Raw genomic sequence first — 26,567 nt, 5'->3', positions numbered from 1 at the left:
TAAGGTTTCGACGGGAAATGACTCAGCTCATACTTCTGGCCCTGCTGATCGGCGGCGGATGGATGCTCTACAAGCGCTTTATCAAGGACGCCGAAAAACTGACGGCCCGCACGCGCCGTGAGGAAGAGCAGCAACGCACCGGCGCCATGGGAACGCTGGAAAAGGATCCGGTGACGGGCGAATACCGGGTCAAGCGCGACGACGACGTCTGATCAGGCTGTCGCCGGCGGATAGTCGCTGTCGATACGGTTTGAAGACATACACTTTGATATCGCGCTCATGGCCGCGTCAACCGCTTGCCACGTTGCTCCATCCTCTACTCGCGCTCTCGTTCATTCCTCCGCCCACGCCTCCCTCTCTTCCCTGACAAGCACAGGAATGAGGGAGGTTGGCGCTCCACATACAAAAAAAGCAGCGTCCGTTCCCGGGCGCTGCTTTTGCGTTGGTAGTTCCTGGCTCCGATGATCAGGCAGCCCGGCGTGTCTTGTCATGCTTTGTGGCAGCGGGCCGGCCGAGTGTGAACTGTGAGATCAGTTCGTGCAGGCGGTGGCTTTCGGTGGCCAATGAGGCGCTGGCGGCGCTGGTTTCCTCCACCATCGCTGCATTGCGCTGCGTCACCTGGTCCATCTGGTTGACGGCTGTATTGACCTCGGCAAGACCGACCGACTGCTCGCGCGACGACGTTGCGATCGCGTCCATATGCTGGTTGATGGTGATGATGTAGTCGCCGATCACCTTCAGGGAGCCGCCGGTTTCCCGCACCAGTTTCACACCGCTCTCGACCTCTGTCGTCGAATTCCGGATCAGTTCCTTGATCTCCTTGGCGGCCCGAGCAGAGCGCTGCGCCAGCTCGCGGACTTCCTGTGCGACCACCGCAAAGCCCTTGCCGGCCTCGCCGGCGCGGGCGGCCTCGACGCCCGCATTGAGGGCCAAAAGGTTGGTCTGGAAGGCGATCTCGTCGATGACGCCGATGATGCTGGAGATCTGTCCCGAGGACTCCTCAATCCGCTGCATCGCATCGACCGCACTGGCAACGACGATGCCGGACTGGGTGGCGCTGGCATTGGCCTGGATCGCGATCGCGCGGGCTTCGTCGGCGCGCTTGGAGGCGTTGGCGACATTGATGGTGATCTGGTCGAGCGCCGCAGCAGTTTCTTCGAGCGAGGCGGCCTGCTGTTCCGTGCGTTTCGACAGGTCGTCTGAACTGATGCTGATTTCGCGGGTGCCGGTGTCGATCGAGCCTGCCGCCTGTGCGACGGTGGTCAGCGTCTGGTCAAGCTGGTGTACGGCTGTGTTCAGGTCGTGCCGCAGCGCTTCGAAATCAGGTGCGAAAGCGTCCGAGAGATGAAAGCTGAGATCGCCTGCCGCGAGCTTTCGCAGCCCGCCCGCCAGGCTGGAGGTTGCCTCGTGCAGCATCACGCGGGCTGCCGCTTCTGCTTCCCTGGTCACCCGGATGCGATCGGCTTCGTTGCGCTCCCGCGCGGCAATCGCCTCCGCTTCCAGTCGCTTGTTGGTAATCGCTGCCTGCCGGAACACCTCGACAGCCGTCGCCATCTCGCCGATTTCGTCGGTGCGATTGATCCCCGTGATGGACAGCGCCGTGTTGCCTCCGACCAGCTTCTGCATGTCGCCTGCAAGAAAGCGGATCGGCTGAATGATGGTCTTTCGCGATACGAACAGCAGGACAAGCGCAGATACGGCCGTTGCGGCCAGCACAGTCTTGAGGATCGTGTCGATCAGAACCGCCAGCCGGTCGCTGTTGAGCTTGACGCCGTCGGACAGCGACGAGATGCTATCGCCTGCTTTTTCCATGGCGGTTTCGAGGATCGAGAATTGCTGCTGGAATGCAGGCAGCGACAACAGTGCTTGATCCGGGTTGCTCGCTGCCTGCGCGACAATGGCGCTGGCATTGTCGATGTAACCGCGCAGAGGCGTATCCAGGTTTTTAAGAACAGCCTGTATCTCGGGATCGGTCACCAGAGCCTTGTTGTCGTCGATTGCCTTGCGGAACGACTCGACATGCTCTTTCAGATCCGAGGTGACGTCAGCGGTGGAGATCTCGCCTTGGGCATTGCGTGCCATCAGCGCCGAAAGAACATCGGCGCGCAGGGCGTCGTGCATCATGTCGGCCTGCATGTGATTGCGCAAAATCTCGGCGGTGCGCGCGACGGTATCGACATTGTTCGTCAGCGTCGTCGAACCCCAAATCCCGGCTCCGGCAGCACCGCCCGCAAGCACGAACATCGCAAGGCTCGTAAAGATCATCTTGGTACGAATTGTTACCATTTCAATCGTCCTATTGTGCGGATTTGTTGAAATTTAGCATAGTTTACTTAAGAAAAATGAAACGTTCCGACGCCCGGTCTGGTCTGAGAAGTTCTATACTTGGCAATAAAATCAGAGATTTATCCGAACGGTGCTTTGAACCATAGGTGACCTGCCCCTGCGTGACTTGCGATTGATCAAGTGACGTTTGGCCCGGCGATGTCGCGGTTCGCAACTGCGGCCGCAGCCGGGCGAATGCCGCAAAACTCTTGACCCCCAGTCCCGCCCGTGGCACCTGACGCCACCGGAAATAAGCAAATAGCGACCAGTCCCATGACCGCCACGACCCTGCCAGATCACATGAACCCGAAGCGCTCGTTCCAGGCGCTGATCCTGACCTTGCATGCCTATTGGGCTGACAAGGGCTGTGCGGTCCTGCAGCCATACGACATGGAAGTCGGTGCCGGCACGTTCCATCCGGCCACCACGTTGCGCGCGCTCGGGCCGAAGCCGTGGAAGGCCGCCTATGTGCAGCCGTCGCGCCGCCCGTCCGATGGTCGCTACGGCGAAAATCCCAACCGGTTGCAGCACTATTACCAGTATCAGGTCATCCTGAAGCCGAACCCGTCCAATCTGCAGGAACTCTATCTGGGGTCGCTTGCCGCGATCGGTCTCGATCCGCTTCTGCATGACGTGCGCTTCGTCGAGGACGACTGGGAAAGCCCGACGCTCGGTGCCTGGGGTCTCGGCTGGGAATGCTGGTGCGACGGCATGGAAGTCTCGCAGTTCACATACTTCCAGCAGGTCTGCGGCATCGAATGCTCGCCGGTCGCCGGCGAACTGACCTATGGTCTCGAGCGGCTGGCCATGTATGTCCAGGGCGTCGACAACGTCTATGATCTGAATTTCAACGGCCGCGAAGGCGAAGAGAAGATCTCCTATGGCGATGTCTTCCTGCAGGCAGAGCAGGAATATTCCCGCCACAACTTCGAATTCGCCAACACCGAAATGCTGCATCGGCACTTCATCGATGCCGAAAAGGAATGCCTGGCACTTCTCGCCTTCGGCGCGCCGGGCGATCAGGCGAACCAGATGCTGCACAAATGCGTCTTCCCGGCCTATGACCAGTGCATCAAGGCATCCCACGTGTTCAACCTGCTGGATGCCCGCGGCGTGATTTCGGTCACCGAACGCCAGAGCTATATCCTGCGGGTGCGCACACTGGCCAAGGCCTGCGGCGAAGCCTTCCTGCTGACGGATGCCGGTGGTGCCAAACTCGGCCGGGAAGCTGCCTAGAGCGTTTCCGGGCTAACCCACCGATTTCCAGTGACAATTCATTGAACCCGACTTAGTCTCCGCCCGGCTATTATTATCCGGGGGAGTTCTCGTCATGTATATCGCGCTCGGCATTCTTGCCCTCGTGGCTGTCTATCTCGTCATAATCTATAACGGCCTCGTCAAGGCGCGACAGATGGCGGAGGAAGCCTGGTCCGGCATCGACGTGCAGCTGAAGCGTCGCGCCGATCTGATCCCCAACCTGATCGAGACCGTCAAGGGCTACGCGGCCCATGAGAAGGGCACGTTCGAAGAGGTCGTGCGGCTGCGCAACCAGGCGCAGGCGGTGCCGGCCGGCGATGTCGCGGGCCGTGCCCAGGCCGAAGGCATGCTTTCCCAGGCGCTCGGAAAACTGTTTGCGCTGGCCGAAGCCTATCCGGATCTCAAGGCCAACCAGAATTTCTCCGAGCTGCAGGCCTCGCTCGAAACCATCGAAAGCGAAGTCCAGATGTCGCGCCGCTATTACAACGGTGCTGCGCGCGAACTGAACGTCAAGGTGGAAACCTTTCCTAACAACCTTGTTGCCGGCCAGTTCGGCTTCTCCAAGCGCGAATACTTCGAGATCACCAACGAAGCCGATCGCGCCGTTCCCACCGTGAAATTCTAAAGAGGAGCCGGCTGATGGTTCGGCGCCTTGTTCTCGCTGTTGTGCTTGTCTGCGCGGCATGGCTTCCGGCCGCTGCCGAAGAGTATATCCGCAGCTACCATTCCGAAATCGCAATCGCACCGGATGGCGAGCTCACGGTGACCGAGACGATCGTCGCCAGGTCGGAAGGTAACCGCATCCGCCGCGGCATCTTCCGCGATTTTCCGCTGACCATGGTCGATGCTGAGGGACGCACGGTCCGCGTCGGCTTCGATATCGTCTCCGTCACCCGCGATGGCCGCGATGAGCCCTACCGCACCGAGACGATCGCCGGCGGTATCCGCATCTATTCCGGAGACCAGGACGTTTTTCTGCGCGACGGCGAGCATACATTCGTGCTCACCTACAAAACAGACCGGCAGATCCGCTACTTTACCGATCACGACGAACTCTACTGGAACGTCACCGGCAACGGCTGGGATTTCCGCATCACCCAGGCCTCGGCCAGGGTCACGCTGCCGGATGGCGGGCAGGTGCAGCAGACGGCCGCCTTTACCGGCCCGCTCGGCTCGACCGCCCGCAATGCCCGCATGCAGGCAAACGGTGACTATGCTGTCTTTGCAACAACCCGACCGCTCGGCCCCCAGGAAGGGCTGACGATTGTTGCCGGCTTTCCGAAAGGCGTCGTCGCCGTACCCTCCAAGGATCAGGAACGCAGCTGGTGGCTGCGCGATCATATGGGCACGCTGATTGCCGGCGCCGGCCTCGTCATCGTGCTGGCCTATTACTTTGCCGTCTGGAAACGCGTCGGCCGCGATCCGGCCCGCGGCATCGTCGTTCCGCGCTGGGATGCGCCCGATGGCCTGTCTCCGGCGCTGGTCAACTATATCGACAACAAGGGCTTTTCCGGTGGCGGCTGGACCGCCTTTGCGGCGAGCGCCATCGATCTTGCCGTCAAGGGCTATGTCGTGCTCGATGATCTCTCAAAGCAGATCGTCATCAGGCGCACCGACAAGGGGAGCGGTCGCGATCTGCCCGCCGGTCAGTCCGTCATTCTCGCAGCCGTCGGCGGCAAGGGTGAAAGCTTCGTCATCGACAAGGACAACGGCACCGCCGTCCAGACCGTCGGCAAGAATTTCCGGCAGGCGATCGAACGCGAGCATCGCGGCAAATATTACAACGCCAACTGGGGCTATGTTCTCGGCGGCATCGGCCTCAGCGTCATCTTTCTCATAGCCTTGCTCGTGTTCGGCAATCTGGAACCGGATATGGTCGCCGTGCTGATTGTGCCGGTCTTCGTCGCTGTCTTCTTCGGCTTCATCGCGGTCGGCTTCGGCAAGAAGCTGCGGCGCGGCTCGTCGCTGTTTGGCCGCATCATGACCGTAGTCGTGCTCGGCTTTATCGGCCTCGTCGCGCTCTCCATCGTCTCCTCGGTTCTGGTGGCGCTCGTCTCCGAACTCACCGGCACCGATCACTGGCCGCTGCTCGTATCGGTCGGCGGCATCGTGCTCGCCAACGTCATGTTCTTCTTCCTGATGGGCGCGCCGACACCGATCGGCGCCAAGCTGATGGACGGGATCGAAGGCCTGCGCCTCTATCTGACCGTCGCCGAGAAGGACCGTATGAACATGGCCGGCGCACCGGAAATGTCGCCGCAGCATTTCGAAAAGCTTCTGCCCTATGCAGTAGCGCTCGGCGTCGAGAAGCCGTGGAGCCAGGCATTCGACACCTGGCTCGCAGCCGCCGGTCTCGGCGCCGCCTACACCGCCGCCTGGTATCACGGCGGCGGCTTCAACAGTTTCGGCGACCGCATCGGCGGCTTCTCCTCCTCCATGGCCTCGACCATCGCCTCGACCCTGCCACAACCCACATCCTCCTCATCATCAGGCTTCTCCGGCGGCGGTTTCTCGGGTGGTGGCGGCGGTGGAGGCGGGGGAGGCGGCTGGTAGTGTCCTTCACCTCCCCCCTCAAGGGGGAGGTGAAGTCGCCGGTGACTTCCTTCACCTCCCCCTTGAGGGGGGAGGTCGCCGCAAAGCGGCGGGTGGGGGTGACGCCTGCCTCGAGCACTCTCGTGGGGTGACGCATGGCAGAAACCTCGACCCTGCCACAACCACATCCCCCTCCAGGGGGACGCGGCTCATGACTTCCTTCACCTCCCCCTTGAGGGGGGAGGTCGCCGCGAAGCGGCGGGTGGGGGTGATTGCATGCTTCGAACACTCTGGTGAGGTGGCGCATGGCAGAGGAAAAACCCGCAAAACTCCAACGCTTCAAAACCGCCAACGCGCGTCGCCTGCGAAACACCACGACGGATGCCGAATCCAGGCTTTGGCGCCATCTCTGGAAGATCCCGATCGAAGGCACGCACTTTCGCCGGCAAGTCCCGATCGGTCGGTATTTTGCCGATTTCGCCTGCCACCAGATCGGCCTGGTCATCGAACTGGATGGTATCCAGCATGGGCAGGAGACTGCGCGCCGATATGACGCCGAACGCACCGCTTACCTTGAGGCGTCGGGTTATCACGTCGTCCGATTCTGGAATGCTGAAGTGCTTGACGAACTCGAAGCCGTTCTCGACACCATATTTGCCATTGTGCAGCAGCGCTTAACTTTGCTAGCAGAAGCACACGATTGTCACCCCACCCCGGACCTGCGGTCCGACCCTCCCCCTCAAGGGGAGGGTGAGGAAGAATGATATGCCCGATCTGCTCCTAGAACTCCGCTCCGAGGAAATTCCGGCCCGCATGCAGCGCAAGGCTGCCGGCGATCTGAGGAAACTCGTTACCGATGCGCTGGTGGATGCGGGCCTGACCTATGAGGGCGTTCGCGAATACTGGACGCCGCGGCGCCTCACCCTGGATATCCGCGGTCTCAACGCGCGCTCGGCCGATCAGCGCGAGGAGATCAAGGGCCCATCCACCAAGGCGCCGGAACAGGCGATCGCCGGCTTCCTGCGCAAGGCAGGCCTTGCCGATATCTCGCAAGCCCAGGTCGCCAGCGACCCGAAAAAGGGCGATTTCTACGTGGCCGTCGTCTCAAAGCCCGGCCGTGCGGCGGAAGAGATCATCGAAGCGGTCATGCCCGGCATCATCCGCTCCTTCCCCTGGCCGAAATCCATGCGCTGGGGTGCTGCCTCCATGCCGAAGGGTTTGAGCTTCGCCGGCATCGAGGGCAAGGGGCCTGAAAGCCTGCGCTGGGTTCGCCCGCTGCAGTCGATCGTCTGCATGTTCGGCACCGAGCATGAAGAAACCAAGGTCATTCCGTTCCAGATCGACGGCATCACCGCCGGCAACATCACCTATGGCCACCGCTTCCATGCGCCTGACGCCATCACCGTGCGCCGCTTCGACGACTATGTGTCGAACCTCGAAAAGGCAAAGGTCATGCTCGATGCGGACCGCCGCAAGGACATGATCCTGCACGATGCCCGCGACATTGCCTTCGCCAACGGTCTCGACCTTGTCGAGGACGAAGGCCTGCTGGAGGAAGTCTCCGGCCTCGTGGAATGGCCGCATGTCCTGCTCGGCACGTTCGAGCAAGACTATCTGGAAATCCCGGCCGAGATCATCCGTCTCACCATCAAGACAAACCAGAAATGCTTCGTCACCCGTCGTCAGGGTGCTGACGATGGCAGCCTGTCCAACCACTTCATCCTCATCTCGAATATCGAGGCCAAGGATGGCGGCAAGGAAATCGTTCACGGCAACGGCAAGGTCGTGCGCGCGCGCCTCTCCGACGCCCGCCATTTCTGGACCCGCGACCAGGGCGACCTGCCTGATCTCGCGACGCTGGAAGCGTCGGCCCAAAAATTCGGCCTCGATCTCAAGAAGCCGCTCGACCAGCGCATGGCAAAGCTCGATGCGCTCAACGTCACCTTCCACGCCAAGCTCGGCAGCCAGGGTGAACGCGTCACCCGCATCCGCGCACTGGCAAAGGAACTGGCACCGATCACCGGCGCCGATCCGGATCTGGTCGATCGTGCCGCCGTGCTCGCCAAGGCGGACCTGCGCACCGAAGCCGTCGGCGAATTCCCGGAACTGCAGGGCCTGATGGGCCGCCGCTATGCGCTGCTGCAGGGCGAAGACGCATCGGTTGCCGCCGCCATCGAAGACCACTGGAAGCCGAACGGCCCCTCCGACCGCCTGCCGGAAGACAAGGTCGGCCTGACGCTCGCACTCGCCGACAAGCTCGACACGCTCGTCGGCTTCTGGGCCATCGACGAAAAGCCGACAGGCTCCAAGGACCCCTATGCGCTGCGCCGTGCAGCGCTGGGTGTCGTGCGGATTTTGCTCGAGCGGAAGGTGCGGTTGCCGTTGCTTGCGGTCACCAAGGATTCAGATCTCCTCTCCTTCTTCCACGACCGCCTCAAAGTCTATCTGCGCGATCTCGGCGCCCGTCATGACATCATCGATGCGGTGCTGACGCCGGACGCTGACGATCTGCTGCTCGTGGCCCGTCGTGCGGAAGCGCTGACCGCCTTCATCACCTCCGAGGACGGTAAGAACCTGCTTGCCGGCACCAAGCGCGCCACCCAGCTGCTGGCCGCAGAGGAGAAGAAGGGTACCGTCGTTGCCAATGGCGTTTCGGAAGCTCTCCTGACGCTCGATGCCGAAAAGGCGCTCTGGGCAGCGATTTCGCAAGCCTCGAAGGAAGCGTCGGACGCGGTTGCCAAGGAAGATTTCCGCTCGGCCATGGAAGCCCTGTCGAAGCTGCGCGCTCCGGTCGATACGTTCTTCGGGGACGTGCTCGTCAATGACGAGGATGCAGCGATCCGCGCCAACCGCCTCGCTCTCCTGAAGGCGATCCGCGAGGCGACAGCCACCGTTGCGGACTTCTCCCGCATCGTGTCCTAACCTTTGTTCTCCATCGGCTCCGTGCTATCTTCATAGCGTGGAGCCGATAGGACAAAGCCCATGAACAAGCCCGTGCAGATCACCCTCGGCGAACCCTTCGCAGACTTCGTCGAAAACGAAGTGGAAAGCGGCCGTTTCGCCTCGCCCCAGGCCGTCATCGAAGCCGGCTTGCGCCTGCTCGAGGAAGACCACGCCAAATATGGAAAGCTGCGCGCGCTTCTGATCGAGGGCGAAAACAGCGGTCCGGCTGAGGTTTTCGATCGCGATGCGCTCATGGCATCGATAAAAAAGTCCTGGCAAGAACGTGGTTGATGTCCGGATACGTAGAACGGCTAAGGTCGACCTGCACGATATCGGCAAATATACCCGAAGCATCTGGTCGGCCAAGCAGGCAGAACGATATATCGATGACATCATGGACGTGATCGAGCTGATAGCGGAGCATCCGCTGTCGGGGCAGAACCTGTCTGGGATCCGCCATTCCTATCGCCGGCGCCGAGCCGGACATCACCTCGTATTCTACGCAGTCGTTCCGGACGGATCGGTCGAAATCATCCGCATCCTGCACGAAAAGAGCGACGCCCTCCGGCATCTCGATCCATCCGCATGACACGACAAAAGATCCTCATCAGCGCCTGCCTTCTCGGCCATGCCGTCCGTTATGATGGCACGGGCAAGCCGCTCGTTCATCCGGCGATCGAGCGGTGGCTCGAGGAGGGGCGTCTGGTGACGATCTGTCCGGAGCTCGCGGGCGGCATGAGCGTGCCGCGTCCGCCAGCCGAGATCGAGAATGGCATGACGGGCGAGGACGTGCTTGCCGGCCGCGCCCGCGTGCTGGAAATCACCGGCGGCGACGTGACGGCGGAGTTTGTGGCCGGTGCCCGCCGGGCGCTGGATTTTGCGAGCCAAAACGGTTGCACCCATGCGCTGCTGATCGACGGCAGCCCGTCCTGCGGTTCGGGCTTGATCTATGACGGGTCGTTTTCCGGAAGAAAGCACGCCGGCAACGGCGTCACCGCAGCGCTGCTCGCCTCCGCAGGGATCGAGGTGTTTTCCCATATCGAGATCGACCGTCTCGCGGCGAGGGTCGGATCCGTCCCGATCGGGGACGCGAGACATCCCGTTCATCCTTCGGAAACTTAAAGCATATCTGGTTTCGCTAACCATTCAAAACGGCAGGTTTTCCTTAACCGCGATTTTTAAGCAGTCTCGAACAGCAGCCGCTTATTGTGAGCCTATCAGAGGACATAAGTCCCGCAGAGATACGCAGCCGGAAACACCGGAAACGGCTCTCAGGTAAAACAAGGGTAGCACAACCGATGACGAATACCGTTCTGAAGCCCGTCTGGGCAGGGTCGACATTGAGGATCGATCCGTCACGTTTCCCGCAGCAGGTCACCTATGCGATGAACGAGACGTCAGGAGATGTAACAATCACCATCGACGAGCGCGGAGCTGTTCTGCGCAAGATCCTTCCGGAAAGCGGTCTGCCGCTTTCCTTCGCTCTCCCGGCCCGCGCCTTCAAAGGTGTGGCCGCCCGCGCCATCGATCATGGTGATGGCGACGTCACTGTCACGCTTGAATTGCATCACGATGATCCGGATCTCTGCATCCCGCTTCTCGTCGCCCACGATCTCTGCGATATCGCAGCAGACTGGCGCACCTGGTCGGATGCGTTCCGCATCCCGATGCTGATGGTCGAAGCCGATGGCATTGCCCGTCCGCTGGAAAACCACCTCGGCGACCTTCGCACCGCCACCACCAAGCCGCGCCGCCGCCATTCCTATTTCGCAGAGCGCCGCCCGCGTTTCCTGGTCCGCCGCGCAACCGGCAGCCTCGGCGTGGTGATGAAAATCGAAGGCAAGGAAATCATCGCGCGGCGTTAGGAGACACTCTCCTAAGAACCACCGCCCGCGAAAATGCGAAGCCCGGCAAACAGCCGGGCTTTTCCGTAATTACCAGATCAGTCCCAGGATCAGGCCGCCGAACAGAACGGCGCCGACTTGTGTATTGAACTTGAACAGTTTCAGACACTGGTCGGGATTGTCGATATTGATGATCAGGATCTGCCAGGCGAGCATCACGGTCGCGGCGATCAATCCGACATAGGCCAGCACACCCGCATCGCCGGCAATATAGGCGAACAGCAAAAACACAAGCGTCAGACCGTAAAGCCCGATCAGCCAGGCCTTGGTATTGTCCCCGAACAGTCTTGCCGTTGAGCGCACGCCGACCAGAGCGTCGTCCTCCTTGTCTTGATGGGCATAGATTGTGTCGTAACCGATCGTCCAGGCAACGGCTGCCGCATAAAGCCATATCGGCGCCCAGGAAAGGCTGCCGAACACGCCGGCCCAGCCCATCAGCGCGCCCCAGGAAAACGCCAGTCCCAGAAAGAACTGCGGCCAGTCGGTGAACCGCTTGGCAAACGGATAGATCGCGACGACCAGAAGCGACGCGATGCCGAGCAGGATGGAAAACGTATTGAACTGCAACAACACGACAAGCCCGACCAGCGCCTGAACCGCCAAAAACACCTTCGCCTCGAAGCGGGACACCCGGCCGGAGGGCAGCGGCCGCGAGCGGGTGCGCGCCACCTCATTATCGATCTCGTGATCGATCAGGTCGTTATAGGTGCAGCCGGCGCCGCGCATCGCCACGGCCCCGATGAAGAACAGCACCAGATGCGAGATCAGCTGCCAGGGCTGGAACATGCCTTCGTCCATCGCCGCATTGGCGGCAAGCGCGGCCGACCAGAAACACGGCCACATCAGCAACTGCCAGCCGATCGGCCGGTCCCAGCGGGCCAGCTGCGCATAGGGCCAGGCGGCGCGCGGCAGCACCTGATAGACGAAATTGTCGGATGGAGCGTCTGAGACGCGGCCGCCGAAAGCATCGGAATTTGGTTTCTCGGTCATAGCCGATGTCATGCCCCCCGTGGTGGAAATCGTCAAGCGGGACGATCCGGACAGGGTGGTGCGACCCGCCGCGAGCCGTCTCTTCCAGCCTATGATCTTCCCCATAGACCCCGCTCAGCGCGTCCAGCCTCAACCTGCAATCTGCTCGAGCGGCATGCGGCCCTGTTCGAATGCGTAGAGCTCGGCCTCCCGCTCATAGATATAGTCGCGATTGTCCGGTACGGCCGTCCGCTTCTTGACGATCTGGATCTGGAAAATGTGAAAGGCCTCATGCGTGAAGGCCATTTCCGACGCGGCCAGATAGAACTCCCACATTCTCGCGAAGCGTTCGTCATAGAGCGCGATTGCCTTGTCCCGGTTCGCCATGAAGCGCTCGCGCCAGTGCCGCAGCGTATGCGCGTAGTGCATCGGCAGGATCTCGATGTCGGAAACCAGAAGTCCCGCTTTCTCGATCGCCGGCAGAACTTCCGAAAGCGAGGGAATGTAGCCACCCGGAAAGATGTATTTGTCCATCCAGGGATTGTTATAGACCGCCGGGTAGGGCTGGCCGATCGAGTGCAGCACCATCACGCCGTCGTCGGACAGCACGTCGGTGACCTTGTTGAAGAACTTTCGGTAGTTCAGCCGTCCCACATGCTCGAACATGCCCACCGAGACGATCCGGTCGTAGCGCTGGTCGGCGGGAAGGTGATAATAGTCCTGCAGCTCGAAGCGCACACTGCCAGCAAGCCCGCGTCGTGCCGCACGCTCTTTGGAAATCTTCAGCTGTTCGGTGGAAAGCGTGATGCCGGTTACGTCGACGCCGGACGATTCCGCCAGATACATCGCCATGCCGCCCCATCCGGAGCCGATCTCCAGGGCTTTGTGCCCGGGTTCTGCCAAAAGCTTTGCCACGATATGACGCTTCTTGGCGATCTGGGCCTCATCCAGCGAAATATCGGGCGGGTTGAAATAGGCGCAGGAATATTGCCAGTCCTCATCCAGAAACAATGCGAACAGCCGTTCGTCGAGATCGTAATGGTGGGCGACGTTGCGGCGGTTGTGGTTGATCGGCACACGATTGCGAAACTGCGATGCGATTATTCTGCCAAGGCTGCGCGTAAGGATCTGGAAGGTCAGTCCTTCCTTCAGCGTGTTGTCCTTGATGAGAGCCAGGAACTCGTAAATGTCGCCCTGTTCGACGATGATCCGGCCGTCCATATAGAGTTCGCCGAGCTGCAGTTGCGGATCGGAAACCAGCGCCTTTTCGGCCGCTTCATCGGTAAAGCGGATTGCAACGGTCCGTCCGCCGCCGCTGCCGTAATAGGTTTCCCCGCCCGATCCGCGGACGATGAGAGTGCCATTTCTGATGATCTTGGAAAGCAGTCTGTGAAGGGACAAGGTCATGGACCCACTTCCTGAACACGATGGATGCCTTGCTGATCATCAAAATCTACCGTCTTTCAATTCAACTGCAAGCGCAAAAAAACGCAACTGTAAGTAGCTCCGTCGAGCCAGTGCTCAACGGAGTGCTTTCGAGGTTATCCAGGGCGTCGCAGGCTCAGCGGCGCTTCATAGCTTCGGCAAGCGCTGCACCGAACGCGCCCTGAGATGGCTTGCTGTCGGTCTTTGCAAACTTCGGGTTGACGGGCTTGTCGCGATCACCGCCGCGGGGGCCCGGAGGCGGGGCTTCGCCGCCGTCCTTGCGCATGCTGAGCGCGATGCGTTTGCGCTTCACATCCACCTCGACGACGCGCACCTTCACCACGTCGCCGGCCTTCACTACCTCGTGCGGGTCTTTCACGAACTTGTCCGCCAGCTGCGAGACATGAACCAGCCCGTCCTGATGCACGCCGATATCGACGAAGGCGCCGAACGCCGCCACGTTGGTGACGGTGCCTTCCAGCTGCATGCCGGGCTTGAGGTCGGTGATCTCGTCGATCCCGTCGGCAAAGGTTGCGGTCTTGAAGCTGGGACGCGGATCGCGACCGGGCTTTTCCAGTTCCGCGATAATGTCCTTGATCGTCGGCAGACCGAACGTGTCGTCGATGAACTGGTGCGGATCGACAGATTTGAGTGCTGCGCTGTCACCCATCAGGGAACGCAGGTCGCGGCCGCAGGCGGCAACGATCTTCTTCGCGACACCATAGGCTTCCGGATGCACGGAAGACGCATCGAGCGGTTCCTTGCCGTTGACAATACGAAGGAACCCGGCCGCCTGTTCGAACGTGCGGTTGCCGAGCCTTGCGACCTTCAGGAGCTCCCGGCGCGTGGTAAAGGCACCGTTCTGGTCGCGATGGGCGACGATCGCCTCGGCAATCGATTTGCTGAGGCCCGACACGCGCGACAGAAGCGGTGCCGATGCCATGTTGAGATCGACGCCGACGGCATTCACGGCATCTTCCACAACGGCTTCGAGCGAACGCGACAGCTTGTTCTGATCGACATCGTGCTGGTACTGGCCAACGCCGATCGATTTCGGCTCGATCTTGACGAGTTCGGCCAGCGGATCCTGCAGCCTGCGGGCAATCGACACGGCACCGCGCAGCGACACGTCGAGGCCGGGGAACTCGTCTGCTGCCGCCTGGGATGCCGAATAGATCGAAGCGCCTGCCTCAGACACGATCACCTTGGTCGGTTTGGTGCCCGGCAGGTTTGCCAGCATGTCGGCCACCAGCTTTTCCGTCTCGCGGCTGCCGGTGCCGTTGCCGATCGAGATGAGCTCTATCTTGTGTTTGGCGATCAGGCTTGCGAGTTCCGCCTGGGTGCCGCGCACATCGTTGCGGGGCGGGAAGGGGTAGACGGTGGTGGTTTCGAGAAGCTTGCCGGTGGCATCGACGATCGCCACCTTGACGCCGGTGCGGATGCCCGGATCGAGGCCCATCGTCGCGCGCGAACCGGCGGGAGCGGCCAGCAGCAGATCCTTCAGATTGCGGGCAAACACATGGATCGCCTCTTGCTCGGCGCGTTCACGCATCTCCCGCATCAGGTCGAGCGAGAGGGAGACAGAGAGCTTCACTCGCCAGGTCCAGCCGGCGACCTCCATCAGCCAGCGGTCGGCGGCACCCTTGTCGCTGATATGGAAAGCAAGCGCGATGATCCGCTGCGCCGGCTTGATCGGCGAGGTGTCGTCTGCATCCACCTCGATCGTCAGCGTCAGGAATTCCTCGTTCCAGCCGCGCAGCATGGCAAGCGCACGGTGTCCCGGCGTGGTGGCCCAGCGCTCCGTATGCTCGAAATAGTCGGAGAACTTGGCGCCGGCCTCCTGCTTGCCGGCAACCACGCGGGCTTTCAGCACAGCACCGTCGCGCATGTGCTGGCGCAGCCGCTTCAACAGGTCGGCATTTTCCGAGAATGCTTCGGCGACGATATCGCGCGCGCCATCCAGCGCAACCTTCACGTCGGTCACTTCACCCTTGACGAATGTCTCGGCTAGCTTGGCCGGATCGAGCGTGCGGTCGGCCCAGATCGCATCGGCCAGCGGACCAAGACCGCGCTCGCGGGCGATTTCGGCGCGGGTGCGGCGTTTGGGCTTGAAGGGAAGATACAGGTCTTCGAGTTCGGCCTTGGTCACCGCCTTGCCGATCTTGGCCGCAAGCTCGTCGGTCAGCTTGTCCTGGCCTTTGATCGAATCGACGATCGATGCGCGGCGTGCTTCCAGTTCCCGAAGATAGATCAGCCGTTCGGCAAGGTTGCGCAACTGGGTGTCATCAAGCCCACCGGTCACTTCCTTTCGGTAGCGCGCGATGAAGGGCACGGTTGCGCCTTCGTCCAGAAGCCCGATTGCGGCAATGGCCTGGTCCGGGCGGGCGTTGATTTCCGCGGCGATCACGGCGGCGAGAAGGCGGTTTTCGACGGCCATGCAAGTCCTCGTTGGATAGGAGGCGAGACCATAGTCAAACTTTGCGGCAAGACAACCGACCATCGGAACGGTTCACAGCTTACCCCGGCAGTCGTCTCGGAATGGGGCGTCATTTACCGGTCGGTAACCGCGAACCGGTGGAAAAAGAGATGACACCTTCTCGCATTGTGCCAGAATCCTATAGTTGCTCCTGCCACATGATTTGGCGTGTAAGGAGGTATGAATGCCTAGCAAAATAGCCCATATACTGGCGTCCGACGATGCCGTTGGCTCCGAAGAACTGGAGGCGGCGATCATCTATCTCGACGAAAAACTGCAGGACGCGGCGCGGCGCAACGAGCCTGTCCCATTTCTGGCCTTTCGTAACAAAGTGATATTCAAAGCAACGTTGAGATTGCGCAGCGACAGTTTTCGTCAGCAACCGGACCGGCCGTCTTGAATGCCGCTTTTGCCGGCGAGACTTGACCTTTTCCGTCCCTCGCCTTAACCGCCAGCACAGATGATAAATCGAGGGCGGCAGATGAAGGTTCTTCTTATCGGCACGGGCGGTCGCGAACATGCGCTGGCATGGAAGCTTGCCCAATCACCGAAACTGACGAAACTCTTTGCCGCTCCCGGCAATCCCGGCATGGCCGAAAATGCCGAACTGGTCGCGCTCGATGTCGACGACCATGAGGCGGTCCTTGCATTTTGCCGCAGCGAGGCGATCGATTTCGTGGTCGTCGGCCCGGAAGCGCCGCTGGTCGCCGGCATTGCCGATCGCATCCGGCAAGCGGGCATCGCCGTCTTCGGCCCGTCCGCCGCCGCCGCCCAGCTCGAAGGGTCCAAGGGCTTCACCAAGGATATCTGCGCCCGCTACAATATCCCGACCGGCGCCTACCAGCGCTTTACGGACGGCGTCGCCGCCAAGGCCTATGTCGAGGCGCAGGGTGCGCCGATCGTCGTCAAGGCCGATGGTCTGGCGGCCGGCAAGGGTGTCACCGTCGCCATGACCGTGGAAGAAGCGCTGGCGGCGATTGACGACTGTTTCGATGGCGCCTTCGGGGCCGCCGGTGCCGAGGTCGTGGTCGAAGCCTATCTCGATGGCGAGGAAGCAAGCTTCTTCTGCCTCTCCGACGGCAAGACGTCGCTGGCATTGGCAACCGCGCAGGATCACAAGCGAGTCGGCGATGGCGATACCGGCCCCAACACCGGCGGCATGGGCGCCTACTCGCCGGCCCCGGTGATGACGCAAGATATGGTCGAGCGGACGATGAAGGAAATCATCGAGCCGACCATTCGCGGCATGGCGGAAAGCGGCTATCCGTTCACCGGCGTGTTCTTCGCAGGCCTGATGATCACGGCCAAGGGGCCGGAACTGATCGAATACAATGTCCGCTTCGGCGATCCGGAAACCCAGGTGCTGATGATGCGGCTGAAGAGCGATCTGCTGGAGATTCTTTACGCCGCCGCCACCGGCACGCTCGACGAGGTGAAGGCGGAATGGAGCGACGATGTGGCGCTCACCGTCGTCATGGCCTCGAAAGGTTATCCGGCCGCCTATGACAAGGGAACGCCGATCGCCTCGCTGCCATCAGCAGGCGAGGGCGAGAAGATCTTCCATGCCGGCACGGCGATGAAGGATGGCGCGCTGGTCGCAACCGGCGGCCGCGTACTCAACGTCACCGCGACAGGCAGAACGGTTGCGGAAGCCCAGGCAAACGCCTACCGGCTGGTCGACGCGGTGGACTGGGAAAACGGCTTCTGCCGTCGCGACATCGGCTGGCGCGCCATCGAGCGCGAAACCCGCTAGAGACGGTTCAGCAGCCGCGGTTTCGTTCAAAATTTACCAATTCTCCTGACGGGTTGGAAACGAAGCATTGCTATAGATTGTCGGACCAAACTCGGGAGTCCGGCGATGCATCGCGTTCTGATCACGGCAGCAACGGTAGCCGCAGCACTGCTGGCCGGCGGCGCCCAGGCGTCGTCCGTCACCGCAACCAATGGCAGTCAGAAATCCTCGAGCATCGTATCGTGGCATTGCAGCGACTGCGAGCCTCCGGCCGCAAAGCCCGATCTGTCCAACTACAAGGTTCCGGTCCTCGAGCCCGGCACACAGAAGACCGAGATCATCGAAATCAACGGCGAAAAGCGTCTTGTCCGCACCGAAGCATGGTTCGGCGGATCGCCCGTCGTCTTCGTCGGAAAAGTCCCGGCCTGGATGGACGCCGGAAAAACCATTGCGAACGTGCCGGCGCCGACCTCCACCTCGTTCGAAGAGATGATTGAGAATGCGCCACCGCCGCGCGATGGGATCGATCTGGAGGCCACCACGAGCGCTGTTGCGCCAGCCCCTCAAGTTGCGGAAGCCTCGGCGAAACCGATCACGTTCGAAGACTTCAGCCTCAGGCTGAAACGGGCTGAATAAACAGTCAGCAAGTCATTGCAGGCAGTCAATAAAAGGCCGCGCAGTTACTGTGCGGCCATACGTTTTTCTGCGTTATTGTGTGATTAAATAATTATTTATGCATCGCTCATATGGTCGTTGCACTGCAATCATTGCAGACGACATGGTGCAGAATGTGCCGCCTCCCACAAATATCATTTTTCCCAAGGTGCGGCCTGCGCGGTCGCTGCCGGTCACAGGTGAGCGGACCATGAAGAACCTCAAAATCTCCCACCAGCTGCTGCTGCTCGTGCTTTTGCTGATCGCCGGCTTTGCCGCTGCCACATACATGCAGCTGCGCACGTCCACCCAGGCGATCTACGCCGAACGTTACGGCATGCTGCGCACGCAGGTGGAATCCGGCATCGGTATCTTCAAGCGTTTCCAGGCTCTCGAGGCCTCCGGTGCGATGGGTCGCGAAGAGGCGCAGAAGCGGGCGTTCGAAGCCGTGTCGGCCATGACCTTCACCCCGGACGGCTACCTCTTTGCCTATGACTACGATGTGAACATGCGTGTCCATCCGGATCCCAAGCGGCTCGGCCAGAGTTTCAAGGGCAAGCCGGACAGCCAGGGCTTCATGTACCGTGACGAACTGGTCAAGATCGGCCGCGCCGGTGGCGGCACCGTCGATTTTCTCGGTCCCAAGCCTGGTCAGGAAGGCGATACCTTCCTGAAGAGCTCCTACGCGCTTGCCTTCGAGCCCTGGCAGCTGGTTCTCGTCACCGGCGTCTACGTCGACGATCTCCAGGCGCAGATCCGCAGCGAAGTCTTCAAGGCGCTGTCCTTCGGCTTCGTCATCCTGGTCCTTGGCTCGCTGCTGGCCTTCGTCGTAATCCGCAACATCTCCGGTCCGCTCGGTGCGATCCGTCAGGCGCTGAACGCCGTCGCCGACGAAGACGTAACGATGCAGATCCCGCACACGGACATGAAAAACGAAGTCGGCCTGATGGCCCGTGCCACCCAGGCGCTGCAGCAAAAGGTGCGCGAGCGCCATGCCATGCAGGAAAGCCAGCAGCGCCAGCAGGAGGAGCTCGACGGCGAACGCCAGCACAATCTCGACATGCAGCGCGACGAAGCAGCGCTTCAGGCCCGCGTCGTCTCGACGATCGGCTTGGCGCTCGAACAGCTCGCCAAGGGAGATCTGACGGTTCGCTGCGGCGATCTCGGTACCCGTTACGCCGGCCTGCGCGACAACTTCGACGAAGCGCTCGGCCATCTGGAAGCTGCGATGTCCAAGGTCAACGACAAGGGTATCGACATCGGCGGCTCGAAAGAGGAAATCCGCCGCGCTTCCAACGAACTGTCGCAGCGGACCGAACGCCAGGCGGCCAACCTCGAGGAAACATCCGCGGCACTCGACGAACTGACCGTCGCTGTTCGCCAGACCGCCGACGGTGCGCGCGACGCGGCCCAGCGCGTCACGGCTGTCAGCACCGAAGCCAATCGCAGCGACGCCGTCGTCGAGGAAGCCATCGGCGCCATGAGCGGCATCGAACAGTCCTCGGCGGAAATCACCAAGATCATCGGCGTCATCGACGAGATCGCCTTCCAGACCAACCTTCTGGCCCTCAATGCCGGTGTCGAAGCGGCCCGCGCCGGCGAAAGCGGCAAGGGTTTTGCCGTCGTCGCCCAGGAAGTGCGCGAACTGGCCCAGCGTTCGGCCGCCGCCGCCAAGGAGATCAAGGAACAGATCTCCCGCTCGTCGGGCCAGGTCGCAAACGGCGTCCGCCTCGTCGGCGAGGCCGGTCAGGCCCTGAAGCGGATTTCCGATCAGGTGAAGTCGGCAAGCGACATCGTCGGCCGCATCGCCCATTCGGCAGCCGAACAGGATACGACGCTGCGATCGATCTCCTCGTCGCTCAACATGCTCGACCAGGCGACCCAGCACAATGCCGCGATGGCCGAAGAGACCACGGCCTCCGCCGAGGCTTTGTCTGCCGATACGGAAGAACTGCTCAACCTCATCCGCAGCTTCCGCGTCAGCGGCACCGGGCGTCAGCCGGGCGCTCTGCAGGGCATGGGTGAACGCATGCGCCGGGCGGGCTGATCGCTCAGTCGGCCTTGTCGCTACCGGCGGCCCGGAATTGAGGGTCCGTCACACTATCAAGCCAATCGAGGTCGGGTTGCACTGCAGCCCGACTTTTTGCTTCCATATCCCGGTAGCGGCCAAGAAGCTGCTGGCCGAATTCGGTCAGGCCAGCACCGCCGCCCGACTTGCCGCCGTGCCGGGTCGAGATCGAGGGCTCCAGAAACATCCGGTTGATCTCGTCTGCCAGCAGCCAGGCACGCCGGTAGGACATGCCGATCGCCGCTCCGCCAGCCCGGATCGAACCATGCTCGGCAATAAGTTCGAGAAGCTGCGCCTTGCCGGGCCCCAGCCGGACGCCGTTTTCCAGATCGACGCGGATCGTCATGGTCGGCCGGTCCGGTGCCGGCTTGCTCATGGCAATGCCACGACCTTGCCGGGGTTCATGATCCCGGCCGGATCGAAGGCGTGCTTGATGCGCCGCATCAGCTCCATCTCGATCGGCGGGCGGATCTGCGCAAGCTCGTCGCGCTTCAGCTGGCCGATCCCGTGTTCGGCGGAAATCGAGCCGCCTGCGGCAAGCACGATCCCGTGGACGATGGCATTGACCTCCCGCCAGCGATCGATGAAGGCGGCCTTGTTGCCTCCCATGTCGTTGCTGAGAGGCTGGGAGATGTTGTAATGGATGTTGCCGTCGCCGAGATGGCCGAAGGCGCAGATGCGGGCACCGGGAACGGCGGCGAGAACAGCCTGCTCGGCTTCCTCCATGAAATGCGGGATCTTCGAGATCGGCACGGAAACGTCGTGCTTGATCGATCCGCCCTCGGGCTTTTGCGCATCCGACATGCTTTCCCGCATGTGCCACAGCGCCTTTTGCTGCGCGACCGACGAGGCGATCACCGCGTCCATGACCAGTCCGGCCTCGAACCCCTGTTCCAGCAGCGCCTGCACCATCGTGTCGGCAGTTTCGGCCGCGTCCGAGGTCGAGATATCGATCAGCGCATACCATGGATAAGGCTCCGACAGCGGATCGCGCACGCCCTCGATATGCCGCGTCGTGAACTCGATGCCGATCCGCGGCATCAGCTCGAACCCGGTCAGCGCCGTGCCGCAGAGGTTTGATGCCTTCTGAAACAGCAAGAGCGCATCGGCGGGCGAGGCAAGCCCGGCAAGCGCCACCTGGTGTCCGACCGGCCGCGGATAGAGTTTCAAGACCGCGCCGGTGATGATCCCGAGCGTGCCTTCGGCGCCGATAAACAGGTCGCGCAGGTCGTAGCCGGTATTGTCCTTCTTCAGCTTGCGCAGCCCGTCCCAGATTTCGCCGGTCGGAAGCACCACTTCCAGCCCGAGGCAGAGCTGACGCATGTTGCCATAGGCAAGCACGGCCGTGCCGCCGGCATTCGTGGAAAGGTTGCCGCCGATCCGGCATGAGCCTTCCGACCCGAGCGACAGCGGAAACAGCCGGTTGACCTCCTCCGCCGCCTTCTGCACTTCGGCAAGAATGACGCCGCCATCGACAACGATCACATTTGCCATCTGGTCGATCTCGCGGATGCGGTTCATCCGTTCCAGCGAGATGATGATGTCGGATCCGCCGCTGCGTGGCGTCTGGCCACCGACAAGACCCGTATTGCCAGTCTGCGGCACGACGGCCGTCCCGGTCTCGCTGGCAAGCTTCAGGATCGCCGACACTTCCTGCGTCGAGCCGGGCTTGAGAAGGAGAGGGGACGCGCCCCTGTAGAGCCCGCGGTTTTCGACGAGATGCGGGGCAAGCTCCACCGGATCGCTGACCGCATGCGCAGCGCCGACGATCGCCGTAAACCGGGCAAGTAGATCCGGGGAAGGGAGAGGCATGTCCATGGCGTTTTCTCCTGGGCTTGTTTTATTCCCGCGGGGCTGCCGCTCGGACCAGCCGGTCGTTGATGGCTTCTCCAAGCCCGGTATCGGGAATGGCTGTGACTGCAATGCGCGTCGCCCCCACCGCATCGGCTTTCTTCAGATAATCGAACAGATTGGCGGCTGCCTCGGCAAGATCGCCGGAGGGGCTGAGGTCGAACACTGCCTTCGCCTGCTCGATGCCCTCGATCGGATCCGATCCCAGCCGGATCAACGCCTCGCCCGGCGCCACATGGGTCGCATTCAACCGCACGGCTGCCGATGGCGCATAATGCGAGGCGAGCATGCCGGGCGCTTCGATGATCGCGGCCGGTCCTTCCGGACGAATGACGGCGCGACCGATCAGCGCCTCGATCTCTTCAGCGGCAACGCCACCGGGACGCAGCAGCCGGACAGTCTCGCCCTCGACGCGGATAATGGTCGATTCGACGCCGACCGAAGACGCGCCGCCATCGAGGATCAGTTTCAGCTTGCTCCCGAGATCACCAGCGACATGGCCGGCACTGGTCGGGCTGACCTTGCCGGACGTGTTGGCGCTCGGTGCTGCCAGCGGCTTGCCGAAGGAGCGGATGAGATCGGCGGCAAAGCCCAATGGCAGGCGGATGCCGACCGTATCGAGCCCTGCAGTTGCGAGCGGATGGATACCGCTTTCTGGAATGAGCGGCAGGATCAGCGTCAGCGGCCCCGGCCAGAAGGTTTCCGCCAGCCGACGCGAGATCGGATCGAACGATGCATACCGCTCCGCCATCGCGACATCGGCCATATGGCAGATCAGCGGGTTGAAGCGCGGCCGCCCCTTGGTTTCATAGATGCGGGTGATCGCCGAAGGGTTCGTGGCGTCGGCGGCAAGGCCGTACACGGTCTCCGTCGGAATGGCGACCGGAAAGCCTTGCGACAGCACGGCGCACGCTTGGTCAAGCGCGCCGTTCCTGTCCGTCCTGATGTCGATGATCTCTGCCGTCATGTCCCGCTGTGCATAGCGCGGACTGAGACCGCGTTAAAGCGATTTGATGATGGCCCGCACCGCCTGGTCGGGCGCGCCCAGCATCAGCACGTTTTTCAGCGCTTCCTTCGGGTCGGTGGTCCTGAACAGAAGGCCGTTCTTGCGAATGCTGCGGTCGATCTTCATCGACTGATCCGGGTCGCTTTCGGTCGCCACCGCGAAATACATGCGGGAATACTCGGTGTTCACCCGCTTGAAGAACTCGTCCTCATCGCCGATCTCGGCCAGGAAATTGGCGATGTAGAAAGACCATTTCACCTTCGCCTTCGGCGAAAACAGGGTGCTTGCGGCGGTAACATGGCAATAGCCGAGATGCGGGGTCTGCTCCAGCGTGCGGTGGAATACCATCTTCGGAAACTGGATCGAGCGATGAAAGCCGTTGATCCGCTGATGCGTGCGCTCGCCGGCGGACTCCAGCTTGAACCCGGTCCGCTCCGCCACTTCGTCATAGGTGAGATAACGGCGTTCCTTGGGAAGCCACAGCGGCTGCGCCTTGGAGATGCGGCCTGTGCGCAGGAACTCCGAATGCCCGATCGCGCTCGTTGGCGCCGAAACCGGCACCGGCGGAATTGGCCGGTTCGCGTCGTAGTAGCGTAGTTTTCCGGTCGTCTGCATGCGGCTGGCCCCTTCGCGCAAAAAGAAGTCTAGCCGGAGCGGTTTAACAGCCGGTTTACGTCTCAACGCACCGCGAGAAGCACCCTGTCCCCCACTTGTCAGCGGAAAACCGAAGCCGTCATGTGAGCCATCGTCGTCAATGCGTTTTCCGATGTCGCAATGTCGCCTGTGCGACAGGCAGCGCGAGTGCTTAAATCGGCAAAACTCATGGAGTCGCCTAGGCTAGGGACGGCGTTAAATTGGGAAGCCGGCAGGCGTGACGAGAACCCTCGGCCGATCCGGTGCCAGTCTGGGGACGTGATTGACGACCGATCGCGGTGGACGTTCGGGGTAGGATTGGGGGCAGGAGGTCTGTCCGCATTACCCCCCAAGTCTTTCGCTAGTGGAATTGACGAGGAAGACACGATGGACATTCACAGCCAGGTTCTGCGGCAGCTCAACAATCGCCGCGAAGGCTTCAGCCTCGAACAGCCCTTTTACATCGATCCGGACTATTACAAGCTCGATCTGGAAATGATCTGGTATCGCGACTGGCTTTTCGTCGGCCATGATTGCGAAATCCCGAAGGCCGGCAATTACGTGACGCTGCAGATCGGCGACTATCCGGTCCTCGTCCTGCGCACCCGCGAAGGCGAGATCCGCGCTTTCCACAACACCTGTCGCCACCGCGGCCACCGCGTCTGCACCAAGGATAGCGGTTCTGCGACCCGTCTTGTCTGTCCCTATCACCAGTGGACCTACCAGCACGACGGCACGCTGATGTCGGCGCGCCATATGGGCGATGATTTCGACAAGAAGCAGTTCGGCCTGAAGCCTGTCCACTGCGAATCCGTCGCCGGCTATATCTTCGTCTGCCTTGCCAACGAGGCGCCCGATTTCGCTCCCGTCCGCGCCACCATCCAACCCTATATGGCGCCGCATCGGCTGGCCGAAACGAAGGTCGCTGCCAAGAACACGATCATCGAAAAGGGCAACTGGAAGCTCGTCTGGGAGAACAATCGCGAGTGCTACCACTGCGCCGCCAATCATCCGGAACTCTGCCGCACCTATCCGGAAGCGCCGACGGCGACGGGCGTGCAGGGCGCCGGCGACGATCCGTTCATTTCCGAGCACTGGCAGCGCTGCGAGGCGGCAAACCTGCCAAGCACGTTCAACATGTCGACGGACGGCCAGTACCGCGTCGCCCGCATGCCGCTGATCGAGGATGCCGAAAGCTACACGATGAACGGCCGGCCGGCAGTCGCCAAGGCGCTGTCGGAGGACGTGACGATCTCCCATATCGGCACCATGCTGATGTTCCACTATCCAACCACCTGGAACCACATGCTGGTCGACCACGCGATTTCCTTCCGCGTCATTCCGATCGGGCCGGAAGAGACAGCCGTCACCACCACATGGCTCGTCAACAAGGATGCGGTTGAGGGCGTCGACTACACGGTCGAGGAACTGACCCACGTCTGGAACATGACCAACGACCAGGACCGCCAGATCGTCGAGGAAAACGCTTTCGGCATCCGCTCGCCGGCCTATGAGCCGGGTCCCTATTCGGAAGCGCATGAAGGCGGCGTCATGCAGTTCGTGGAATGGTACGCGAACTTCATGACCGATCGTCTTAAGGGCGATCAGGCCAAGCTCCACGCCGTCGCCTGATCCGGCGAAACCGTGCACGACAAGACAGCCCGTCCGGCATGCCCGGGCGGGCTGATTTCGTTTTGCCATTCTTTCAGAAAATTCCCGTCCGCTTCAGAAGCCACCAGGCGATTGCCGCCGAAAGCACCATGAAACCCAGCGCGAATGCCGTGCCGTGCAGACCCTCGGCAAACGGCAGCGACGACGTGTTCATGCCGAAAAAGCCCGTGACCAGCGATGGCGGCAGCAGGAAGGCGGTCATGATCGAGAGGATGTAGAGGTGCCGGTTGGTTTCCGATGCCTGTTTGGAATCGATTTCCTCGTGCAGCAGCCGGGCCCGTTCTTGCAGCGCATAGACGTCGTGATCGACGGCTTCAAGCCGGCCGATCAGCCGGGAGGCGATATCGTCGAATCCGGGCGGCATATCCTCGTCGTCGGCCGCCGCCGCACGCCGCATCAGCGACAGGGTCGTGCGCAGGTGCCGGTGCAGCCGCACCACCATCCGCCGCACGGGAGCAAGCCGCCGGCGTTCGTCGCGCGGCACGTTGTCATAGACGAAGTCTTCGATCAGGTTCAGCTCTTCGGTAAATTCCATTACCATCGCGATCATCGTGCGCTGGAATTCGGCCACCAATGTCTCGAACAGGTCGAGCGGCCTTTTGTAGCGACCCGCATTTTTCTCGATTGCGGCCCGCACCCGGTCGACCGAACGCAGCGGCTGCAGCCGGGTCGTGATGATCACGTTGTCGGAGGCGAAGAAATGCAGCCAGCCGATATCGCGCGTGTCGCTGTCGAACTCCCGCTGGAAATCGATCAGCGTGCCATAGACGGACTGCTCGTCCAGCGTGATCGACGCATGCGTTTCATGGGTGGTCAGCGCGACCGCTGCGGCCGCCGGAAGGCCGGGAAAATTCTCCAGAAAGGCGCCGACCCGCAGGTCTGCAAGGTTGAGATGCAGCCACAGGAAACCGGTGTCGATCGCCAGCTCCGACGGCGTCGCCTCCAGCGAGAGCCTTGAGCATGTGCCAGCCTCGCCGGGCCGGAAATGATAGGCCCAGACAAGCCCCGGCGTGGCGGAAATCAGCGGAGAATTTATCGAAGGCATGGACTTAAGACCTGCAAACATGACGCTCCTCATTAGGCGCTATCTGTGACACCTGTTGCAACGCAGATTTATCCGT

At 61.7% G+C, this 26,567-nt stretch carries 24 protein-coding genes; 15 read left to right on the top strand and 9 right to left on the bottom strand.

Annotation, left to right across the window (positions count from 1 at the left end):
- Positions 1 to 17: 17 nt before the first annotated feature.
- Positions 18 to 212 (top strand): hypothetical protein, encoded by a 195-nt coding sequence (locus ACQY1L_RS11415; RefSeq protein WP_430240933.1) that lies wholly within the window; start codon positions 18 to 20, stop codon positions 210 to 212.
- 253 nt (positions 213 to 465) lie between these two features.
- On the opposite strand, the gene ACQY1L_RS11410 is transcribed toward ACQY1L_RS11415, so the two are convergent.
- On the bottom strand, positions 466 to 2,286 hold the full coding sequence (locus ACQY1L_RS11410) for a methyl-accepting chemotaxis protein (RefSeq protein WP_092661407.1): 1,821 nt from the start codon (positions 2,284 to 2,286) through the stop codon (positions 466 to 468).
- A gap of 339 nt (positions 2,287 to 2,625) precedes the next feature.
- On the opposite strand from ACQY1L_RS11410, the gene ACQY1L_RS11405 reads away from it, so the two are divergent.
- The 9 genes from ACQY1L_RS11405 to ACQY1L_RS11365 all read left to right on the top strand — a co-directional run bounded on the left by ACQY1L_RS11405 (position 2,626) and on the right by ACQY1L_RS11365 (position 10,922).
- Positions 2,626 to 3,561, top strand: coding sequence for a glycine--tRNA ligase subunit alpha (locus tag ACQY1L_RS11405; protein ID WP_113166767.1), 936 nt, complete (start codon positions 2,626 to 2,628; stop codon positions 3,559 to 3,561).
- A gap of 94 nt (positions 3,562 to 3,655) precedes the next feature.
- Complete coding sequence (locus tag ACQY1L_RS11400; protein WP_430240931.1) at positions 3,656 to 4,207, top strand: LemA family protein; 552 nt, start codon at positions 3,656 to 3,658, stop codon at positions 4,205 to 4,207.
- A 14-nt stretch (positions 4,208 to 4,221) separates the two neighbouring features.
- Positions 4,222 to 6,135 (top strand): DUF2207 domain-containing protein, encoded by a 1,914-nt coding sequence (locus ACQY1L_RS11395; RefSeq protein ID WP_430240930.1) that lies wholly within the window; start codon positions 4,222 to 4,224, stop codon positions 6,133 to 6,135.
- Between the two features lie 284 nt (positions 6,136 to 6,419).
- The gene (locus ACQY1L_RS11390; protein WP_430240929.1) at positions 6,420 to 6,878 is read left to right on the top strand and encodes an endonuclease domain-containing protein; all 459 of its coding nucleotides are present in this window, start codon (positions 6,420 to 6,422) and stop codon (positions 6,876 to 6,878) included.
- A 1-nt stretch (position 6,879) separates the two neighbouring features.
- On the top strand, positions 6,880 to 9,036 hold the full coding sequence (gene glyS, locus ACQY1L_RS11385; RefSeq protein ID WP_430240928.1) for a glycine--tRNA ligase subunit beta: 2,157 nt from the start codon (positions 6,880 to 6,882) through the stop codon (positions 9,034 to 9,036).
- 60 nt (positions 9,037 to 9,096) lie between these two features.
- Complete coding sequence (locus ACQY1L_RS11380; protein ID WP_113166700.1) at positions 9,097 to 9,348, top strand: type II toxin-antitoxin system ParD family antitoxin; 252 nt, start codon at positions 9,097 to 9,099, stop codon at positions 9,346 to 9,348.
- Entirely contained in the window at positions 9,341 to 9,646 is a 306-nt protein-coding gene (locus ACQY1L_RS11375; protein ID WP_092661418.1) for a type II toxin-antitoxin system RelE/ParE family toxin, read from the top strand. The genes ACQY1L_RS11380 and ACQY1L_RS11375 overlap by 8 nt, the downstream gene beginning before the upstream one ends.
- Positions 9,643 to 10,179, top strand: coding sequence for a DUF523 domain-containing protein (locus tag ACQY1L_RS11370; protein ID WP_430240927.1), 537 nt, complete (start codon positions 9,643 to 9,645; stop codon positions 10,177 to 10,179). Before ACQY1L_RS11375 ends, ACQY1L_RS11370 begins: the two co-directional genes overlap by 4 nt.
- Before the next feature lie 176 nt (positions 10,180 to 10,355).
- Positions 10,356 to 10,922 carry a DUF6101 family protein gene (locus ACQY1L_RS11365; RefSeq protein WP_430240926.1) on the top strand — a complete coding sequence of 189 codons (567 nt, stop codon included), beginning with the start codon at positions 10,356 to 10,358 and terminating at the stop codon, positions 10,920 to 10,922.
- 69 nt (positions 10,923 to 10,991) lie between these two features.
- Here the strand turns inward: ACQY1L_RS11365 and ubiA are convergent, their stop codons facing one another.
- The 3 genes from ubiA to ACQY1L_RS11350 all read right to left on the bottom strand — a co-directional run bounded on the left by ubiA (position 10,992) and on the right by ACQY1L_RS11350 (position 15,792).
- Positions 10,992 to 11,951, bottom strand: a complete 960-nt coding sequence (gene ubiA, locus ACQY1L_RS11360) for a 4-hydroxybenzoate octaprenyltransferase (protein WP_430240925.1) — start codon at positions 11,949 to 11,951, stop codon at positions 10,992 to 10,994.
- A gap of 129 nt (positions 11,952 to 12,080) precedes the next feature.
- Positions 12,081 to 13,337, bottom strand: coding sequence for a class I SAM-dependent methyltransferase (locus ACQY1L_RS11355; protein ID WP_430240924.1), 1,257 nt, complete (start codon positions 13,335 to 13,337; stop codon positions 12,081 to 12,083).
- Between the two features lie 154 nt (positions 13,338 to 13,491).
- Positions 13,492 to 15,792, bottom strand: coding sequence for a Tex family protein (locus ACQY1L_RS11350; RefSeq protein WP_430240923.1), 2,301 nt, complete (start codon positions 15,790 to 15,792; stop codon positions 13,492 to 13,494).
- A 223-nt stretch (positions 15,793 to 16,015) separates the two neighbouring features.
- On the opposite strand from ACQY1L_RS11350, the gene ACQY1L_RS11345 reads away from it, so the two are divergent.
- The 4 genes from ACQY1L_RS11345 to ACQY1L_RS11330 all read left to right on the top strand — a co-directional run bounded on the left by ACQY1L_RS11345 (position 16,016) and on the right by ACQY1L_RS11330 (position 20,264).
- Complete coding sequence (locus tag ACQY1L_RS11345; protein WP_062453668.1) at positions 16,016 to 16,231, top strand: hypothetical protein; 216 nt, start codon at positions 16,016 to 16,018, stop codon at positions 16,229 to 16,231.
- Between the two features lie 81 nt (positions 16,232 to 16,312).
- A complete protein-coding gene (purD, locus tag ACQY1L_RS11340) occupies positions 16,313 to 17,584 on the top strand; it encodes a phosphoribosylamine--glycine ligase (RefSeq protein WP_430240922.1) in 1,272 nt (423 codons plus the stop codon).
- 105 nt (positions 17,585 to 17,689) lie between these two features.
- Entirely contained in the window at positions 17,690 to 18,199 is a 510-nt protein-coding gene (locus tag ACQY1L_RS11335) for a plant virulence effector HPE1-like domain-containing protein (protein WP_062579388.1), read from the top strand.
- 229 nt (positions 18,200 to 18,428) lie between these two features.
- Positions 18,429 to 20,264 carry a methyl-accepting chemotaxis protein gene (locus ACQY1L_RS11330; protein ID WP_209900004.1) on the top strand — a complete coding sequence of 612 codons (1,836 nt, stop codon included), beginning with the start codon at positions 18,429 to 18,431 and terminating at the stop codon, positions 20,262 to 20,264.
- Between the two features lie 4 nt (positions 20,265 to 20,268).
- On the opposite strand, the gene ACQY1L_RS11325 is transcribed toward ACQY1L_RS11330, so the two are convergent.
- Genes ACQY1L_RS11325 through ACQY1L_RS11310 form a run of 4 tightly spaced genes read right to left on the bottom strand, consistent with a single transcriptional unit; the run spans position 20,269 to position 23,757 of the window.
- Positions 20,269 to 20,661, bottom strand: coding sequence for a winged helix-turn-helix domain-containing protein (locus tag ACQY1L_RS11325; protein ID WP_062453665.1), 393 nt, complete (start codon positions 20,659 to 20,661; stop codon positions 20,269 to 20,271).
- The gene (locus ACQY1L_RS11320) at positions 20,658 to 22,103 is read right to left on the bottom strand and encodes an FAD-binding oxidoreductase (RefSeq protein ID WP_430240921.1); all 1,446 of its coding nucleotides are present in this window, start codon (positions 22,101 to 22,103) and stop codon (positions 20,658 to 20,660) included. Before ACQY1L_RS11320 ends, ACQY1L_RS11325 begins: the two co-directional genes overlap by 4 nt.
- 22 nt (positions 22,104 to 22,125) lie before the next feature.
- On the bottom strand, positions 22,126 to 23,103 hold the full coding sequence (locus tag ACQY1L_RS11315) for an L-threonylcarbamoyladenylate synthase (RefSeq protein ID WP_430240920.1): 978 nt from the start codon (positions 23,101 to 23,103) through the stop codon (positions 22,126 to 22,128).
- Positions 23,104 to 23,136: 33 nt separating this feature from the next.
- Complete coding sequence (locus ACQY1L_RS11310) at positions 23,137 to 23,757, bottom strand: DUF6656 family protein (protein WP_430240919.1); 621 nt, start codon at positions 23,755 to 23,757, stop codon at positions 23,137 to 23,139.
- 405 nt (positions 23,758 to 24,162) lie between these two features.
- Between ACQY1L_RS11310 and ACQY1L_RS11305 the strand changes: the two genes are divergently transcribed.
- Complete coding sequence (locus tag ACQY1L_RS11305; RefSeq protein ID WP_430240918.1) at positions 24,163 to 25,407, top strand: aromatic ring-hydroxylating oxygenase subunit alpha; 1,245 nt, start codon at positions 24,163 to 24,165, stop codon at positions 25,405 to 25,407.
- A 73-nt stretch (positions 25,408 to 25,480) separates the two neighbouring features.
- Here ACQY1L_RS11305 and ACQY1L_RS11300 read toward each other — a convergent pair whose 3' ends face one another.
- Positions 25,481 to 26,512, bottom strand: a complete 1,032-nt coding sequence (locus ACQY1L_RS11300) for a transporter (RefSeq protein ID WP_430261859.1) — start codon at positions 26,510 to 26,512, stop codon at positions 25,481 to 25,483.
- Positions 26,513 to 26,567: the final 55 nt, after the last annotated feature.

This window comes from Neorhizobium sp. DAR64862/K0K3, from assembly GCF_050500185.1.
In the GTDB taxonomy this organism is placed as follows: domain Bacteria; phylum Pseudomonadota; class Alphaproteobacteria; order Rhizobiales; family Rhizobiaceae; genus Neorhizobium; species Neorhizobium soli.
The sequence above is the reverse complement of the archived record's forward strand: the minus strand, read 5'-3'. Positions and strand labels throughout refer to the sequence as shown.